The organism is Cupriavidus sp. LA-1, from assembly GCF_055385985.1.
This window is the reverse complement of the sequence record NZ_AP031388.1, coordinates 2,352,873-2,368,440: the sequence shown is the minus strand read 5'-3', so window position 1 is coordinate 2,368,440 and position 15,568 is coordinate 2,352,873. Positions and strand designations below refer to the sequence as shown.

Here is a 15,568-nt window from a genome sequence, read left to right as displayed (position 1 = left end):
GCTTGCTTGCGTCTGTCCGTCCCTTCATTGCAAAGCAGGACCCGTCATGCCGGGATGCCTGCGTAGCGGCCGATCAGCACTGCCGTGGCAGCCTGCTCGTCGTGCAGGCAGGCGATATAGTCCGTCTCCAGCTCCGCCACCACCTGTGCGACAGTGGCCACCGTGCGCACCGCGCCGACGCCATGCCCGGCCGACCAGACGTCCTTCCAGGCCTTTGGCGCCGCCACGATATCGCCGGAGAAATCGATCCTGCCTTCCGCCTTGAGCTGTTCGGGCGTGAAGCCGGCGGCCTCGAGCGTCGGCTTGAGCCAGTTGGCCGGCACGCCGGAGACGGCGCTGGACAGCGCAAGATCCTCCATGCGGCTTGCCACCAGCAGGTCGCGGTATGGCTGGGGCACCATGCTTTCCGGCGTTGCGATCAGCCGGGTGCCGACCACCACGAAATCGGCGCCAAGCAACTGTGCCGCGCGGATCTGTGCACCGCTGGAGATGGCACCGGCCAGGCCGATAGGGCCGTCCCAGAACTCGCGCACCTCCGCCAGGAACGAGAACGGGTGGTATTGGCCGGTATGACCGCCGGCGCCGCTGCTCACCAGCACCAGGCCATCCACGCCAGCCTCGATGGCCTTGCGCGCCAGCGCCGGCGAAATGACATCGGCCATCACCAGCCCGCCATAGGCGTGCACCCGATCCAGCACCCGGCGTGGGCTGCCCAGGGCAGTGGTAACGATGCCGGGCCGATAGCGCTCGACCAGCGCCATCTCGGCCTCGAAGCGGTCGTAGCTGCTGTGCACGATCATATTCAGTGCCCACGGCACCGTCGGGCTAGCCTTGGCATGCTCGGAGATCTGTGCAAGCGCCTGGTCGAGCGCCTCGATATTGCGGGCGTTGGGCGCGGCATAGGTGCCGACGATGCCCGCGCTGAGGCTGGCGCAGACCAGTTCAGGGCCGGAAACCAGGAACATCGGTGCGGCCATCACCGGCAGGCGCGCAGCGGAGAAGGTCGCGCGCAAGACTGCGTGCGCCGAGGCGGAGTTTGGAATGGGGGCGTTCATGTCTTCGTTGTTTCGTTCAGTCGCGCGGTCGTCGCGCGGGCCGCCCACGCACTTCCCAGCCGCCATCGCTTTGCAGGATGGCTGCCGTGGTGGCTGGCGAATTGGTACGGGAAGCGAGCAGCACGTAGTGCCCGGTGTGGTCTTCCGGCTGCGCAATGAAGCCGAGCGGCACCGCTTCAGCCACGGCATCGCCGAAGCCTGGAATCTCTGACAGCTTCGCTCCCTGCTTGCCCAGCGACTCCGGTCCCTTCAGCGGCGTCACCGTGCCGCCCGGCGCAACGCCATTGACGCGCACATCCGGCGCCAGCTCATACGCGAGCTGCTTGATCAGCCCGACGCACGCATGCTTTGACGCCACGTATGCCGGCCCGCCGCCACCGGCATAGAACGCCGCATTGGAAAGCGTGAAGATCATGCTGCCGCGGCTTTCGCGCAGTGCCGGCGCCGCTGCATAGGCCGCCAGCAGGTAGCCCAGCACATTGATATCGAAGACTTCCCGGTAGGTATCGGCGACCTGCTGCCCGTCGGCAAACTTGCGCAGCGGCGCAAAGTAGTCCCACACCCCCGCATTGCCGACCAGCGTATCGAGCTTGCCGAATGCCTTGAGCGTGTTGGCCACGGCTTGCGCGTTGGCCTCCGGCGAGCGCACATCACCAACCGTGATCGCCACTCGGTCGCCCAACGCTTCCCGCAACCTGTCGGCGCCATTGCCATTGCGCACCAGCACGCCGATCCCCTTGGCCCCTTCGGCCAGGAAGCGCCGCACTACTGCCAGTCCGATCCCCGAGTTGGCCCCGGTAACCAGCGCCACATCGTCATTTAGCCAGCCCATGGTCACAGGAAGGTGTTGAGGTTCTTGGACATGAACAGCGACTGCGTAATCACGATCTTGCGACGCGCGATCCGGAAGTCGCCATCCACTACGCGCAGCACATCTTCACGACGGCCCAGCAGAAGATCGTTGTCGGCTTCGCCCCGGCTGCGGTAGTTGACGAAGACCGAATGGACAAGGAACTCGTCCGGAGCGACGCCGTGCAGCGCTTCGATGTTGCTGATCACGTGCACGTGGCGCGTCGGCGGATCCTCGGCCCAGGCCGACGGCTGCCTGAAGCGCGCCACCCGCCGTTCCAGGTCAAGGTGGTTATCGTCAAAGAAGGCGCCGCGGCCCGGCGCATAAGCGCCCAGCTTGTCGGCGCGGCGGCGGTTCTCGATCGCCGGCATCCAGTAGTGGATATCGGGGGTCACCAGGGCGAGCCATTCCTCCCAGGCTTCGCTATCCAGCAAGCGCGCCTCGCGGAACAGGAACTGCCCGATGCGGTGCGCGGTCTCGAGATCCACCAGTTGCTCGCCCGTCGCCTCGGGCAGGGCTTTCGGCAGCGCGCTCATGCGGCCTCCCTGGCATTGCTCTGGTAGGTATAGGCGCTGTCTTCCAGGCTAGCTTGGTCGCGCACCGGTACTTCGGACCAATGGCGCGAGCGCATCAGGTCGAGCCAGCGCTGGTAGAACGCGCGGTGGTTGGCCTCGTTCACCTGGTTGCGGTAGACGTTGCCCGGCAGTTCGCTATCCTCTACCCGTGAGCCACGGCCCAGGCCCATGTACAGATCCTGCTGGCGCGTGACGAATCCCGCGTTGGTGCGCGTCGAGAACTCGAAGTTCTCGCCGTCATCCATCTCGAACACGCCCGACGGCGAGAAGGTAATCATCGTGCCCTTCAGCCAGCGGTCCTTGATCTCCTGCGGCGCGCTCTTGTTGACGATGGTCCAGGTATGAAGTTCGATCTTGCCCGGGCCGCGCGGATGCCAGACCCGGAACGTGTTCTGCCCCGGCAGGAACGACAGGTTCGGGAACACGCTGACCGAGGAGATCGAGCCGATCATCTTCGAGCGGAACTCGCCCAGGCGTTCCGCAACCTTCGGCTGCATGCTGTACAGGTATTTGCGGATCTCCTTGTCGCCCAGCGTCGCGGCGTTCCCCACCACGTCCAGGTTGAACTCCCAGCCATGGCCGTTGAAGTTGACGTGATAGGAATCGGGATCCTTGTAGACCTCGGCAACCGGCCCGCCCAACATGGCGCGTGCGCCCGAGTCGTGCGTCCACAGCGCGTGGTAGATGTCGCCGATGAAGTTTTCGACGGGGACCTTCCAGTTGCAGTTGATCACCGACTTCACGCAACCGCCGACAAACTCCGTGCCCTGCCCGTCCATGTCGAGCACCACGTCGAGGTAGTAGCGGAAGTCGCCCAGGTAGGATTCCAGCGACGGTGCATCGGGGTCCATGTTGCCGAACACCAGGCCCTTGTAGGTCGCCACCTGCGCCACCGGGTGCAGGCCGTGCTCGGCGCGGTTCATGCCGCTGTCCTCGAACAGCTCCTGCCCGGCCATGCCGCGCAGCGCGCCATCGATGCCGAAGGCCCAGCCGTGATAGTTGCAGACGAAGGTCCGGGCATTGCCGGCATCGGTGAAGTTCAGCTTGTTGCCGCGATGCGGGCAGGTGTTGAGGAACGCCTTGACTGATCCGTCCTTCTGGCGCACGACGATGACGTTGTCTTCCGCCATGTAGGTGGTGACGTAGTCGCCGGACTTGGGGATCTGGGATTCATGGGCCAGGAACAGCCAGCTGCGCGCGAAGATCTTCTCCAGCTCCTGCTCGTAGATGCGGTGGTCCCAGTAAACGCGGCGCGACAGGCGGCCGGCGTCGAGGTCGATCAGTCGGTCAAGCCCGCGCAGCGGTTCACTGACCGGATCCTTTCGCAGGCGTTCGCAGTTGCCCGTGCAGTCATGTGTCATGTCAAATTCCTCAGATGGCCGACGTTGCGGCTTCGGACTCCTGCTCGAGGTCGGCGTAGATCTCGTCGCCTTCCTCGATCACCTGGTAGGTGCGCAGGTCCACCGTGCAGGGAAATGCCATGGCCTGGCCGGTGGGGATATGGAACTGCCCGTCATGCAGCGGGCAGGCGATCATGTCGCCATCGACGATCTCGCCTTCGGACAGCGAGGCAGTCGCATGCGTGCATACATCGCTGGTGGCATAGAAGGTGCCGTCGACGTTGTAGACCGCCAGCGGGCAGCCGTTGGTTTCGACCTTGCACACCTGGCCGGGCTCGAGCGCATCGCGCTTCAGGAGGAATACCTTCTTGCTCATGTCTGCTTTCCGTCTGCGTGCATTACTGCCGATGCAGCTGCACGAATCCAAGGCCGGTCACCCATTCCGGCACGGCCTCGTAGGCGATCACCTCACCGCGCGCACCCTCGAGGGCGCCCATGGCGCAGGCCCAGTTGCGGATCTCCATGCCGCCATTGCCGCCGTTGGCGAGGATGGTTTCGTCGCTGAGTGCGGCCAATGAGGCCAGGTCGCCACGCTGGGCGTAATCCAGGATCTGGTGGTCGAAATCCGCGTTGACGCGGCCCATTTCCGCCGTGCCAACCCAATGGCTGATGCCCCCGCTGCCAATCACGGCTACCCGCTCACTGGCGTCAAACGACTCCACCGCCTCGCGGATCTGGCGTCCGACTTCGATGGCTCGCGCAATCCGGATGTACGGGTCCACGCCGGCGGCCAGGTAGACCGGAACGGTGCCGACACTGCGGCCGGCTTCGCGCATCGGCTGGATCATCAGTTGGTTCGGGATGGCGATGGCGTGGTCGACCGTCAAGGCACGCGCCACCGCCCAGTCGTAGCCGCGCGCATGGCCGTCGGACGCGATATGGGCAGCCAGGCCTTCGCTGTTGGGGATGTGTCCGCGCTTCAGCCCCGGCATCACGTCCAGCGGGCCGTCAACGTCGCCAGTCCCGATCAGGTAGCTCGGCAGGCAGGTCGTGCCAAACAGCATGTAGTGGTCGGCGCCCACCACGATGACGCTGGTCGGCTCCAGTTCAGCCAGGCGCCGGGCGCAGGTGGCAAATGCCCCCCACATACGATCCTGTACGGCCGGTGCCGGGGCCTGCGGGGCCACGAACATGACCGGGTCGTGCGGCACCAGGAAGCCGCCTACGATTTGTCCCATCTTTGCTCACCTATTGCTTCAGGGCAGCGCTATGCAGCGCCTCGGACGCACCCACCGGGCGCAGCTTCTTCATATAGGCGCGCATGTCGCGCTCGGGCGAGAGTTCCTGCCAGAACCCCATGGTCAGCATGGGGTTCACGCCGGCCTGCTGGAGCCCAAGTACGTCAAAACCTATCAACATCGCGCGCTCAGCTTCCGTCAGCGCAAAACGCTGCAGGAAGGCCTCCGGGTCATCGCGGAAGCGCTGCTTGGCAGACCGGTCGACGCTCAACTGGTGCAGCACCCGCTCGAGTACGTTGCGGCTCATGGCGTCAGGCGATGAAGTCGGAAACCAGCTTCAGGAAATCGGCCCTTCGCTCGGTTTGCACCCAATGGCCGCAGCGGCCAAACAGGTGCAGGTCGGCGTTCGGAATCGCGCGCGCCAGCAACTGGCCGCAGGCCGACGGCACGACGCGGTCCTCGCGGCCATGCAGAACCAGCGTGGGCGCCTCGATCCTGGCCACCACATGCTCCGGAAAGCCCTTGACGAGGGTCGGCCCCTCCGCGTTCGGCTGCGGAATCAGCTTGCGCAGTGCCTCCTGGGCGCCGGGGCGCGCGCTGGCTTCATAGCGGGACTGCACCATCTCCGACGTGATGATCGACTGGTCGTACGGAAACAGGCGCATGGTCTTCTCCATGTTCTCCGGCGACGGTTCGTACTCCCAGGCCGAGCGCAGGCCGGGGGTCTGTTCGAACTCGCCGGCCGGCGTGCCCAGCAGCACCAGCTTTTCGACTCGCTTGGGATCAAACACGGCCAGGCCCAGCGACAGCGCGCCGCCGAACGAGTTGCCAACGAACGACGCACGCTCGATCTCCAGCGCATCCATGATCCCGACCAGATGGCTGACCCAGAGCTTGATGTCGTACCTGGTACCGTCCTTGAACTCGGTGAAACCGAAGCCGGCGATGTCCGGAACAATCACGCGGAACGACTGCGACAGCTCGTTCATCACGCCTTTCCAGTTCGTCCAGCCCGAGACGCCTGGCCCCGACCCGTGCAGCAAGAACAAAGGCTTGCCCGCGCCCTGATCAAAGTAATTGGTCTGGTGGCCAGCGGCGACCAGGGTAGAACCCACACCTTCAAACTTGCCCATCAAGATCCTCCATACACATACGTATGTGTATGGTAGGAAGTGGATTCGGATCGGTCAAGGCAATAAATGGTCGAATTTTCCTAGGGTTTACGCGAGAAATGCAGAAAAGTGCACCATACACCTATGTATTTGTGACCAGTAGTAGAATCGTGCACGTTGCTGATGGAGACCGTATGACGAAAGCCACGCCAGGTGCGGCAGTCCCTGCGCGCAACCAACTGACCCCCGAGGACTGGATCAACGCCGCCCGTAACCTGCTGGTAAGCCGCAGTGTGGACGCGGTGCGCGTGGAAGTGCTATCCAAGGAACTTGGCGTCACGCGCGGCAGCTTCTACTGGCATTTCAAGGATCGCGACGACCTGCTGCGCCGCATGCTTGAATCGTGGCGGGACGAGGCCACGGAACAGATCATTCACCGCTTCGAACGGCGCAACCTGGCACCGCGCGACCTGATCCACGATCTGCTATCGCTGCCGTTTCGCGGCGTTGCGGCACAGGAGGCCGCCTCGACGGAGCTCGCCATCCGCGCTTGGGCGCGCCGTGACGAGCGTGTGCGCCAGGTACTGGACGAGGTCGATGCCAAGCGGCTCTCTTATGTCTCGCAATGCTTTAGCGCGCTGGGATTCGGCATAGCCGAGGCCAGGGCAAGGGCGTTCGCCCTGTACAGCTATGAATTGTCGGAGTCGTTGCTTTCTCATCAAGGCAATGACGAACAGAAAGCGGAACGTCGGGCCGTCATGGAAAAGCTCCTGTTGACACCGAACTAGGGTCCTGTTCCGCAAATGCCTTGCCGGTCTTGACAGGTTATTCCCCGGGGCAGCACAGGCGAACCTCACCCTGAATTACCTCCACCTCCAGAGGTGAAAGCTTCGCATCGCGACACGGACCATCGATGCAGACCCCGTCGGTAAAGCGGAACAGAGCGGAATGATGGGCGCACATCAGTACCTCGCCCTCATAGGTGCAGATCGTGCCAGGCTCGAAGTCCAGCGGAATGGAGAAGTGAGGGCATCGATTGATATAAGCCCAGGCCTGCCCGCCCCGCCGGAGCACGATGATTCCCGGCTCGCGGTCGATCACGCTGGCGCCGCCGTCGGGCACGGCGTCCAGGCGGCAAAGGACCTTGGCATCCATGACCTTGTCCATGACCTCAGACCCGGCGCTCGGGGTTGCCCAGGCTCCAGTCCCAGGGGCGGATTTCCACACGCTCGAAGATGCCGGCGTGCATATACGGATCGCCACTGACGAAGCGGTGGACATCGTCGATATGCTCGGCCTCGATGACCAGCAGTGTGCCGTTCATGGTGGCGGCCTGCGTGTCCAGCGTCGGCCCGCCCAGCCGCACAAGCACGGTGTGCTCGGCGGCGGCATTGCGCAGGTAGGCGCGATGGGCGGGGCGCACGCGCTCGCGCACGGCCAGCATGTCTGGCTTGTCGGTGGCGAAGATGGCGTAGAAGCGGGACATGCCGGTTATCCTTGTGCAGTCGGGTCGAGGACGAAGTCGTAGCGCGCCTCGCGGAACGGGCCGTCAATACCAAAGCGCCGCGCCAGCGGATGGTCAGCGGGGCGCTCCTCGTAGGCCACCTGCAGCGATGCCTTGACGCCGAACACCGCGTCCGAGTCCAGGTACGGGTCACCCTTGTTGAACAGGTGCGTGACCAGCTTGCGATGGCCGGGCGCATCGATCATGAAGTGCAGGTGCGCCGGCCGCCATGGATGCCGTCTGGTGGCGGCGAGCATGCGGCCGACCGGGCCATCGCTCGGGATTGGGTAGCACACCGGCACGATGGTGCGGATGGCGTAGTAGCCTTCCTCGTCGGTGCGGTAGCGGCCGCGCAGGTTGCCGGTGGGCTGGGCGGTGTCCTGGCCGGAGTACATGCCGTTTTCGGCGGTCTGCCAGATGTCGAGCACGGCGTTGCGCAGCGGCGTGCCATCGGACGAAAAGACGCGTCCGTGGACCAGTGCCGGGGTGCCGGGGGTGAGGGCCATGTTCTCGCCGGATGCGCGGTCGGGCATGCCGGCGATGTAGAACGGGCCGAAGACCGTGGTGTCGGTGGCGCCGGTGGACTGGCGATGGTTGATGGCGTCGACCAGCATCGACACGCCCAGCGTGTCGGACAGCAGGATGAATTCCTGCCGTACGACGCCGTCGCACATCTTGCCGGTATCGGTCAGGAACTGGATGGCGGCGAACCACTCTTCCTCGGTCGGCTCGAACTCGCGGACGTACGCGTGCAGGTGGCGCACCAGCCCCTGCATCAGCGCGCGCAGGCGCGGGTCGGGGGTATCGGCGAAGCGGGCCACGACCTGTTCGGTGATGGCGGCTTCGGCGGCGGCGTGGGGTGTTGTCTCCATGATCTTGTCCTTTTGTGCTGTGCCTGCTGTGCCTGCTGTGCCTGCTGTGCCGACCATCAGGCCGGGCCTTCTCCCCGCCATGCCCGGCCGAGCAGCGCCCGGATTGCGTCACGCTCGATCGGCCGAGGGTTGTAGTACGGATTGGTGCAGGCCAGCGTGGCGGCCTCGTCCAGCCCGTCCTCCGGCATGCCGACTGCCGACAGCGCGGTGGCGATGCCCAGCGTCCGGTTCAGCCGGAACAGCAGCGGCCCGGCATCCTCCGCCCGCTCACCGCCAAGCGCTCGCGCGACCCGCTCCAGCGCCCGCGGCACGGCGGCGTGGTTGTAGTGGGCGGTATGCGGCAGCATGGCGGCGTGCGTCTGCGCGTGCGGCAGATTGAAGGTGCCGCCCAGCGTGTGGCAGAGCTTGTGATGGATCGCCATGCCGACCGTGCCCAGGCAGACACCGGCCAGCCACGCGCCGTACAGGGCGCGGCCACGGGCGTCGATGTCGCCCGGGTGTTGCACCACGGTCGGCAGCGAGCCCGCCAGCGCCCGGATCGACGCCTCGGCCATCAGGCTGACGATGGGATTGGCGTCCTCGGCATACAGGGCCTCCACGGCGTGCGCCATCGCGTTCATGCCGGAAGCGGCCGAGATGTCGGCCGGCAGGGTGAGCGTCAGTTGCGGGTCATAGACCACCGTGCGCGGCAGCACGCGCGGGTCGCGGCCGGTCTTCTTCAGGCGGCCTTCGGTGAGGCCGTAGATCGGCGTGACTTCCGACCCGGCGTAGGTGGTCGGTACGGCGATGATCGGCTGGCCGGAGGCCAGCGCGATGGCCTTGCCCAGGCCGATGGTCGAGCCGCCGCCGACTGCCACGTAGCAGTCGGCCCCCAGCCGTGCGGCCTCGTCACGGGCGGCCTGCGCGACCTCGACCGGCACGTGCATCACCGCCTGGCTGTAGACACCCGCCGAGCACTCGCCCAGCAGCGCCGCCACGCGCTCGCCCAGCGGGCGCTGCTCCGGCGTGGTGAGAACCAGCGCGCGCCGCGCGCCCAGCCGCTTCACCTCGTCGGGCAGCGCCGCCAGCCGGCCGGCCCCGAAGACCACGCGTGACGGCGTGGCCTGGTAGACAAAGGCATCCATCGCCCTACCCTCCTTCAGCGCTTGAAGTGCGGCGGTATCGTCGCGTCGACATTGACCCACACCGACCGCGCTTCAGTGTAGTCGTGCATGGCCTCGAAGCCCATTTCGCGACCGTAGCCGGACTGGCCAATCCCGCCGAACGGGCTGCCGGGGTTCACCCGCTTGTAGCAGTTGATCCAGCACATGCCGGCTTGAATGCTGTTGGCCATCTTGTGGGCGCGGCTCAGGTCGCGCGTCCACAGGCCGCTGCCAAGGCCATACTCGGTCGCGTTGGCGATGGCCAGCGCCTCCTCGTCGCTGCCGAAGCGCAGCACCGTGACGAAGGGACCAAACACTTCCTCCTGCGCCACGCGGTCGTGCGGCTTTGCCTCGACGATGGTGGGCTCGACGTAGTAGCCACGCTCCAGCCCCGGCAGCGCCGGCGCCCGGCCGCCGGTCAGCACCCGCCCGCCCTGCGCTTGCGCCAGGCCGGCATAGGACAGCACCTTGTCACGATGCTGCGCCGACGTCAACGGCCCCATTTCGGTCTCCGGATCGAGCGGATTGCCCAGCCGGATCGATGCCGCCAGCTTGCCGAAGCGGTCGAGGAATTCGTCGGCAATGCGTTCATGCAGCACCAGCCGCGAGCCCGCAATGCACGCCTGCCCCTGGTTGTGGAAGATCGCCCAGGCAGCGCCGTTGATGGCCGCGTCCAGATTGGCGTCTTCGAAGACGATGTTGGCGCCCTTGCCGCCCAGTTCGAGCTGCACGCGTTTCAGGTTGCCCTTCGACGCGTCCACGATGCGCCGGCCGGTCGCAGTCGAGCCGGTGAAGGCGATCTTGCCGACCCCCGGATGCTCGGCCAGCCGCTGGCCCGCCGTATGGCCGTAACCCGGCACCATGTTGACAACGCCCGCCGGAAAGCCCACCTCTGCCATCAGCTCGGCAATCCGCAGCGACGACAGCGGCGTCAGCTCGGACGGCTTGATCACCACGGTATTGCCCGCCGCCAGCGCCGGGCCCATCTTCCAGCTCGTGAACATCAGCGGGAAGTTCCACGGCACGATCTGGCCGACCACGCCGATGGGGGAGCGCTGCACGTAGTTGAGGAAGCCGGTCTCCACCGGGATGACGGAGCCCTGCAGCTTGTCGGCCATGCCGCCGAAGTAGCGGAAGCAGGCGGCGGTGCGCGGCACGTCCAGGGCGCGGGAGTCGCGGATCGGGTGCCCGGTGTCGAGCGATTCGAGCTGCGCCAGTTCCTCGGTGTGCGCTTCGATGGCATCGGCCAGCTTCAGCAGCAGGCGCCCGCGTTCGGCGGCGGCCATGCGGGACCAGGCGGGGAACGCCCTGGCGGCGGCCTCGACGGCGAGATCCACATCGGCCGCCTCGGCCGCGGCGATCGAGGTAATGAGGCTGGCGTCGTGCGGATTCAGCACGTCGATGGTGCCGCCGGCCAGCGCGTCGACGAAGCGGCCATTGATGAAGAGCTTGTTTTGCATGTTGCGATATTCCGTGAGTGCTTGAAGGGCGAGGCGAGGCCAGGCGCGGACCGGACGGTCAGAATTCCACCGGATATGACTTCAGTTCCCCGCTCTCGTACCGCTTCGGCAGGTTCGGCGTGGCGTTCTCCCACACCAGCAGCATCGAGCGCTTGGTCGAGTATCCCTGGTGGCGGATGTCGGCAGGCATCGCGCAGATGTCGCCGGCTCGCATGGTGATGCGGGCGCGGGGCGAGCCGGTGTTCTTGTCGCCGATGTCCCAGACGATCTCGTCGGACAGTTGCAGGAACCACTCCACGCGATCGTTGCCATGGAAGACCGGCAGGATGAATTCCTCCGTGGTCGGGCAGAACAGGCTCTGGCCGCAGACCGACGTGACCGACGGGTTCCACGTCACGTCGGAGCGCGACAGGTACTTGAACAGGTTGAACGCATGAAGCTGGCCTTCAAAGCCAGGCTCGACCTGGACCTCAGGCTCGTCCTGCGCCACATCGAGGAAAGCGCGGTTGACGGGCAGGTCGTCGCGCAGCGGGGAGTCGTCCGGCAGCCCGGGCATGCGGCGCGTGGCGATGCGCGTGCGCTCGATGGCCGCGGCGTTGTCGCCGTGCTTGTGGCCAAAGGCGGTGCCGGTTTCCTCGGGAGCGGCGAACGGATCGAAGCCTTCGTTGGTCCAGTCGTGCAGGATGGCCTTGAAGGTGGCCATGATGACCGGGGTGTCGAACGTCTCGGTGTAGTCGACGCCTGCTTCCTTCATCACGCCGTTGAAGGCGCCGGCGTACACGTCTACCTTGCCATAGTGGTTGCGGGTGCCGAACACGTGGTCGAAATTGACCCAGCCGTAGAAGAAACCCCAGGCCACGTCGCGCATCATGGCGCGCAGGAAGGCGTCGGCGGCGATGGTGTGCGTACGGAACTGGCCGTTGACGGGCCACTGGATGGTGGCGAAGTAGGCGTCGCGCGAGAAGCGGAAGTCGCCGAGGGTGAAGTCGCGGTAGCCGGTGACGGCGTCGGGGGCGCCGGACTGGACTTTATCGGCGGCGAAGGTGGCGGCTTGGGGCTTGTCGGCGACGTCGAGCATGGCCATGGTGTGTCTCCTGATGTCTTTGCTGAGGATGTAGGACTAGGGTCTGTTCATTGCAGGCAGATCTGCGCCCACTTCTGTACGGACAGCACGCCGAGCTTCGACTGCACGAGCAGCGTGCACGGCCTGGTCGCGCTGAAGCGGTACGCGCAGCCCGCCGGCAGCAGGCCCTGGTGGCCCTTGCCCAGCACCACGTGGCCCATCTTGCGGCCCACGGGCTCGGCCAGCGCCGCGCCGTCCGCGGCGGCGGGAGCTGCATCCAGCCTGACGAATTCCACGCGCACCTCGCCATCCATCGAGATCACGAATTCATCGTGCGCGCAGGCGAACCATGCCGACTGCCCTTGCGCACGCGCGGCTTCCACCACGTACTCCAGGTTCTTGCCGACCACCACGCGCTCGTACGGTACCGAGTTGGCGGCCACTTCAAAGACGTTGGAAAACACGTAGTGGCGGGCATCTCCCTGGGTCACTTCGATGCCACCCTTGTGGTAGTTGTCGAGAGAACCGAATACGGTTCGGGGCGTGGATGTCGTCATGGATGTCTCCTGAGTTGGGCGCTGAATTGGGCGGACAGGCCGCCGGTGAATGTCGAACGTGCGTTTGCGGTTGAGGTTGTCTGTGGCGATGGCCGGGGTCAGTCCAGATACACGCCCACCCGGTGAATCACGGCCCGCCACTTGGCGGTGTCGGCTTCAATCTGCCGGGCCAGGGCGGCGGGCTGATCCGGCGCGGGGTCGAGATCGTTGGCGAGCAGCTTCGAGCGGACCTCCGGCAGCTTCACGATGCGGCCGATCTCCTCGTTCATGCGGCGCACGATGGCGTCTGGCGTGCCCTGCGGCGCGAGCAGCAGTTCGCTGAAACTCGCGCTGTAGCCAGCCACGCCGGCCTCGGCCATGGTCGGCACTTGCGGCGCCAGCGCCGAGCGCGTGGAGCCCGACACCGCCAGTCCGGCGAGCTTGCCGGCCTTGACCATGGGCGCGACCACCGGCGATGCCAGGTATCCGCACGGCACCTGCCCGGCCAGCACGTCCTGCATCGCGGGCGACGGCCCCTTGTAAGGCACATGCGTCATCCTGATACCTGCTTGCGCGACGTACATCTCCATCGCCAGATGGCCCGGCACACCGGGGCCGCCGGACGCATAGGTCAACCCGTCCGGCGTGGACCGGGCCTTCTTCGCCAGATCGGCAACGGACTGGATGCCCGACGACGGCGCACAGACCAGCATCTGATTGAAGCGCGCCAGCGTAATCACAGGCGTGAGGTCGCCGGGCTTGAAGTTGAGCTTGCGATAGATTGTCGGATTCACCGTGAGGATGGTGTCCGGGCCTTGCAGGAACGTGTAGCCATCGGCCGGCGACTTGGCGACCACGTCGGCGCCGATATTGCCGCCTGCGCCCGGCCGGTTCTCCACCACCACCGGCTGCCTGAGCGACTGGCCGAGCTTGTCGGCAATCAGTCGCGAGGCAATGTCTCCAGGCGACCCGGCAGGGAATGCCACGACGATGCGGATTGGCCGGCTGGGCCATGCGGCCTGCGCGCAGGCCGGCGGCACGACAGCAAACTGGCAGACGAGCGGGCCGGCAAGGGCCAGCGCCAGGCGTGAGAGCTTCATGTTGTCTCCTGATGGGTTTCGTGATGCCGGACGGCTCTGTGGCGGCCGCTACCGGGTACTGCTACCAGCGGCCGATATGGATGCCGACCTCCTCCTCCTTGCGCGTCCATCCGGCCATGGCGCTGTGGCTGATAGTCGGGTGGATGCGGCGATTGCGCAGCCAGTCGAACAGGCGTGCCTGGAAGCGTTCGCGCACCGCCGCATAGGCGGGATCGGCGCCGAGGTCGACGAACTCGTCCGGGTCGTTGCGCAAGTCGAACAACTGCGGACGCAGTCCTTCGAAGTGCACAAACTTCCAGTCGTGGTCGCGCACCATCGTCATGTGACAACCATGCGCCGGACGGCCGACAGGTTCCCGCACGAAATCGCGGAAGGCATAGTCGTTCTCGGAGAACACCGCGTCGCGCCACTCGCCTGGCGCCTCGCCGCGCAGCAGCGGCGTGAGCGACCGGCCTTCCACGACATGGTCGGGAATGGTCAGGCCGTAGGCATCGAGAATGGTCGGCACCAGGTCGATGGCCTCCACCAGCCGCGATTCCACATGCCCGCGCGCGGCGTTTGCGCGGGGGTCGCAGATGATCAGCGGCACCTTGGCCACGCTGTCGTGGAACAGCTCCTTTTCGCCCAGGTAGTGGTCGCCGAGGTAGTCGCCATGGTCGCTCGAGAAGATGATCATGGTGTCGTCGAAGCGGCCGGTGCGTTCGAGATATTCGAACAGCACGCCGAGCTGGTCGTCGAGCTGCTTGATCAGGCCCATGTACGTGGGGACGACCGTATCGCGTACCTCTGCCCGCGAAAAGTTTCGGCTCACCTCGCAGTTGCGAAAACCCTGCAGCACGGGATGGGCGTGGTCCAGTTCGGCCTGGTGCTGCCTGACCGGCAGCATGTCCTCCGGACCGTACATGGCGTGATACGGCGCGGGAGCGACGTAGGGCCAGTGCGGCTTGATGTAGGAGAGGTGCAGCATCCAGGGCTGGTCGCCGCTCTGCTCGATGAAATCGATGGCGCGGCGCGTCATGTACGGGGTCTCCGAGTCCTCCTCGCGCACGCGGGCGGGCAGCCGGGCGTGGCGCAGGTTCCAGCCAGACAGGATTTCCCCGTTCTCGCCTGCGGCGGAGTTGGCATGGTCGTGCCACGGGTTCGCGCCGTCGTAGCCGCGCTCGCGCAGGTAGGCGGTGTACTGGTGGCTCTCGTCGGCAAAGCCCGGCGGCCAGATACCGTCGTCGCGATCGAACGGCTCGAAGCCGCCTTCCGAGACGAGCATGCCCTCGGGACTGCCCGGATCGATGCCGAGGCGCCTGATGCCTGCCCGATCGGCCTCCACGTGTGTCTTGCCCGCTACCGCCACGCGCACGCCGTGCGGCCGCAGGAAATCGCCGAGCGTCATCTCGCCGACCGGCATCGGCACGAAGTTCCAGACGGCGCCATGACTCGTCACGTACCGTCCGGTGTAGTACGACATCCGCGACGGACCGCACACAGGTCCCTGGACGAAGGCGTTGGTGAAGCGCACGCCACGGCTCGCAAGGCGGTCGATATTGGGCGTATGCAGGCGGGGATGGCCGTAGCAGGAAAGGTAGTCCCAGCGCAATTGATCACACATGATCCACAGGACATTGCGTACGTGCTGCGCTCCCATCTCGGCGTCTCCTCGCTTGGCTTTCGTGGTGAAGCGGTCGTGCACGATTGCCGTTACCGCCGCCATGGCCAGAACAATATTT

Annotated in this window: 18 protein-coding genes; 1 reads left to right on the top strand and 17 read right to left on the bottom strand. The window is 65.8% G+C overall.

Annotated features, from left to right (window positions below):
* Positions 1-44: 44 nt before the first annotated feature.
* From ACZ5MJ_RS29885 to ACZ5MJ_RS29850, 8 genes are read right to left on the bottom strand one after another with little or no spacing between them, the layout of a single operon-like run.
* Positions 45-1,055 (bottom strand): NAD(P)H-dependent flavin oxidoreductase, encoded by a 1,011-nt coding sequence (locus tag ACZ5MJ_RS29885; RefSeq protein WP_464224621.1) that lies wholly within the window; start codon positions 1,053-1,055, stop codon positions 45-47.
* 16 nt (positions 1,056-1,071) lie between these two features.
* Positions 1,072-1,887, bottom strand: a complete 816-nt coding sequence (gene hcaB / locus ACZ5MJ_RS29880) for a 3-(cis-5,6-dihydroxycyclohexa-1,3-dien-1-yl)propanoate dehydrogenase (protein ID WP_464224620.1) — start codon at positions 1,885-1,887, stop codon at positions 1,072-1,074.
* Positions 1,888-1,889: 2 nt separating this feature from the next.
* Positions 1,890-2,441, bottom strand: coding sequence for a 3-phenylpropionate/cinnamic acid dioxygenase subunit beta (locus ACZ5MJ_RS29875; RefSeq protein WP_464224619.1), 552 nt, complete (start codon positions 2,439-2,441; stop codon positions 1,890-1,892).
* Entirely contained in the window at positions 2,438-3,841 is a 1,404-nt protein-coding gene (locus ACZ5MJ_RS29870; protein ID WP_464224618.1) for an aromatic ring-hydroxylating dioxygenase subunit alpha, read from the bottom strand. The genes ACZ5MJ_RS29875 and ACZ5MJ_RS29870 overlap by 4 nt, the downstream gene beginning before the upstream one ends.
* 10 nt (positions 3,842-3,851) lie before the next feature.
* Positions 3,852-4,196 carry a non-heme iron oxygenase ferredoxin subunit gene (locus ACZ5MJ_RS29865; protein WP_464224617.1) on the bottom strand — a complete coding sequence of 115 codons (345 nt, stop codon included), beginning with the start codon at positions 4,194-4,196 and terminating at the stop codon, positions 3,852-3,854.
* A gap of 22 nt (positions 4,197-4,218) precedes the next feature.
* Entirely contained in the window at positions 4,219-5,058 is an 840-nt protein-coding gene (locus ACZ5MJ_RS29860; protein WP_464224616.1) for a DODA-type extradiol aromatic ring-opening family dioxygenase, read from the bottom strand.
* 10 nt (positions 5,059-5,068) lie between these two features.
* Positions 5,069-5,365, bottom strand: coding sequence for a hypothetical protein (locus tag ACZ5MJ_RS29855; protein WP_464224615.1), 297 nt, complete (start codon positions 5,363-5,365; stop codon positions 5,069-5,071).
* Positions 5,366-5,369: 4 nt separating this feature from the next.
* The gene (locus ACZ5MJ_RS29850) at positions 5,370-6,191 is read right to left on the bottom strand and encodes an alpha/beta fold hydrolase (protein ID WP_464224614.1); all 822 of its coding nucleotides are present in this window, start codon (positions 6,189-6,191) and stop codon (positions 5,370-5,372) included.
* A gap of 173 nt (positions 6,192-6,364) precedes the next feature.
* On the opposite strand from ACZ5MJ_RS29850, the gene ACZ5MJ_RS29845 reads away from it, so the two are divergent.
* The gene (locus tag ACZ5MJ_RS29845; RefSeq protein ID WP_464224613.1) at positions 6,365-6,958 is read left to right on the top strand and encodes a TetR/AcrR family transcriptional regulator; all 594 of its coding nucleotides are present in this window, start codon (positions 6,365-6,367) and stop codon (positions 6,956-6,958) included.
* A gap of 37 nt (positions 6,959-6,995) precedes the next feature.
* Here ACZ5MJ_RS29845 and ACZ5MJ_RS29840 read toward each other — a convergent pair whose 3' ends face one another.
* From ACZ5MJ_RS29840 to ACZ5MJ_RS29800, 9 genes are all read right to left on the bottom strand, one after another.
* Positions 6,996-7,325, bottom strand: a complete 330-nt coding sequence (locus ACZ5MJ_RS29840; protein WP_464224612.1) for a Rieske (2Fe-2S) protein — start codon at positions 7,323-7,325, stop codon at positions 6,996-6,998.
* Between the two features lie 16 nt (positions 7,326-7,341).
* Positions 7,342-7,656: a YciI family protein gene (locus tag ACZ5MJ_RS29835; protein ID WP_464224611.1), complete on the bottom strand. Its 315-nt coding sequence runs from the start codon at positions 7,654-7,656 to the stop codon at positions 7,342-7,344.
* A 5-nt stretch (positions 7,657-7,661) separates the two neighbouring features.
* Entirely contained in the window at positions 7,662-8,546 is an 885-nt protein-coding gene (locus ACZ5MJ_RS29830) for an intradiol ring-cleavage dioxygenase (RefSeq protein ID WP_464224610.1), read from the bottom strand.
* 56 nt (positions 8,547-8,602) lie between these two features.
* Complete coding sequence (locus ACZ5MJ_RS29825) at positions 8,603-9,670, bottom strand: maleylacetate reductase (protein WP_464224609.1); 1,068 nt, start codon at positions 9,668-9,670, stop codon at positions 8,603-8,605.
* A 14-nt stretch (positions 9,671-9,684) separates the two neighbouring features.
* Positions 9,685-11,148: an aldehyde dehydrogenase family protein gene (locus ACZ5MJ_RS29820; protein ID WP_464224608.1), complete on the bottom strand. Its 1,464-nt coding sequence runs from the start codon at positions 11,146-11,148 to the stop codon at positions 9,685-9,687.
* Positions 11,149-11,206: 58 nt separating this feature from the next.
* Positions 11,207-12,232, bottom strand: a complete 1,026-nt coding sequence (locus ACZ5MJ_RS29815) for a hydroxyquinol 1,2-dioxygenase (RefSeq protein WP_464224607.1) — start codon at positions 12,230-12,232, stop codon at positions 11,207-11,209.
* 47 nt (positions 12,233-12,279) lie between these two features.
* Positions 12,280-12,768 carry a cupin domain-containing protein gene (locus ACZ5MJ_RS29810; protein WP_464224606.1) on the bottom strand — a complete coding sequence of 163 codons (489 nt, stop codon included), beginning with the start codon at positions 12,766-12,768 and terminating at the stop codon, positions 12,280-12,282.
* A 98-nt stretch (positions 12,769-12,866) separates the two neighbouring features.
* On the bottom strand, positions 12,867-13,847 hold the full coding sequence (locus ACZ5MJ_RS29805) for a Bug family tripartite tricarboxylate transporter substrate binding protein (protein WP_464224605.1): 981 nt from the start codon (positions 13,845-13,847) through the stop codon (positions 12,867-12,869).
* 61 nt (positions 13,848-13,908) lie between these two features.
* A complete protein-coding gene (locus tag ACZ5MJ_RS29800; RefSeq protein ID WP_464226646.1) occupies positions 13,909-15,486 on the bottom strand; it encodes an alkaline phosphatase family protein in 1,578 nt (525 codons plus the stop codon).
* Between the last annotated feature and the right edge of the window lie 82 nt (positions 15,487-15,568).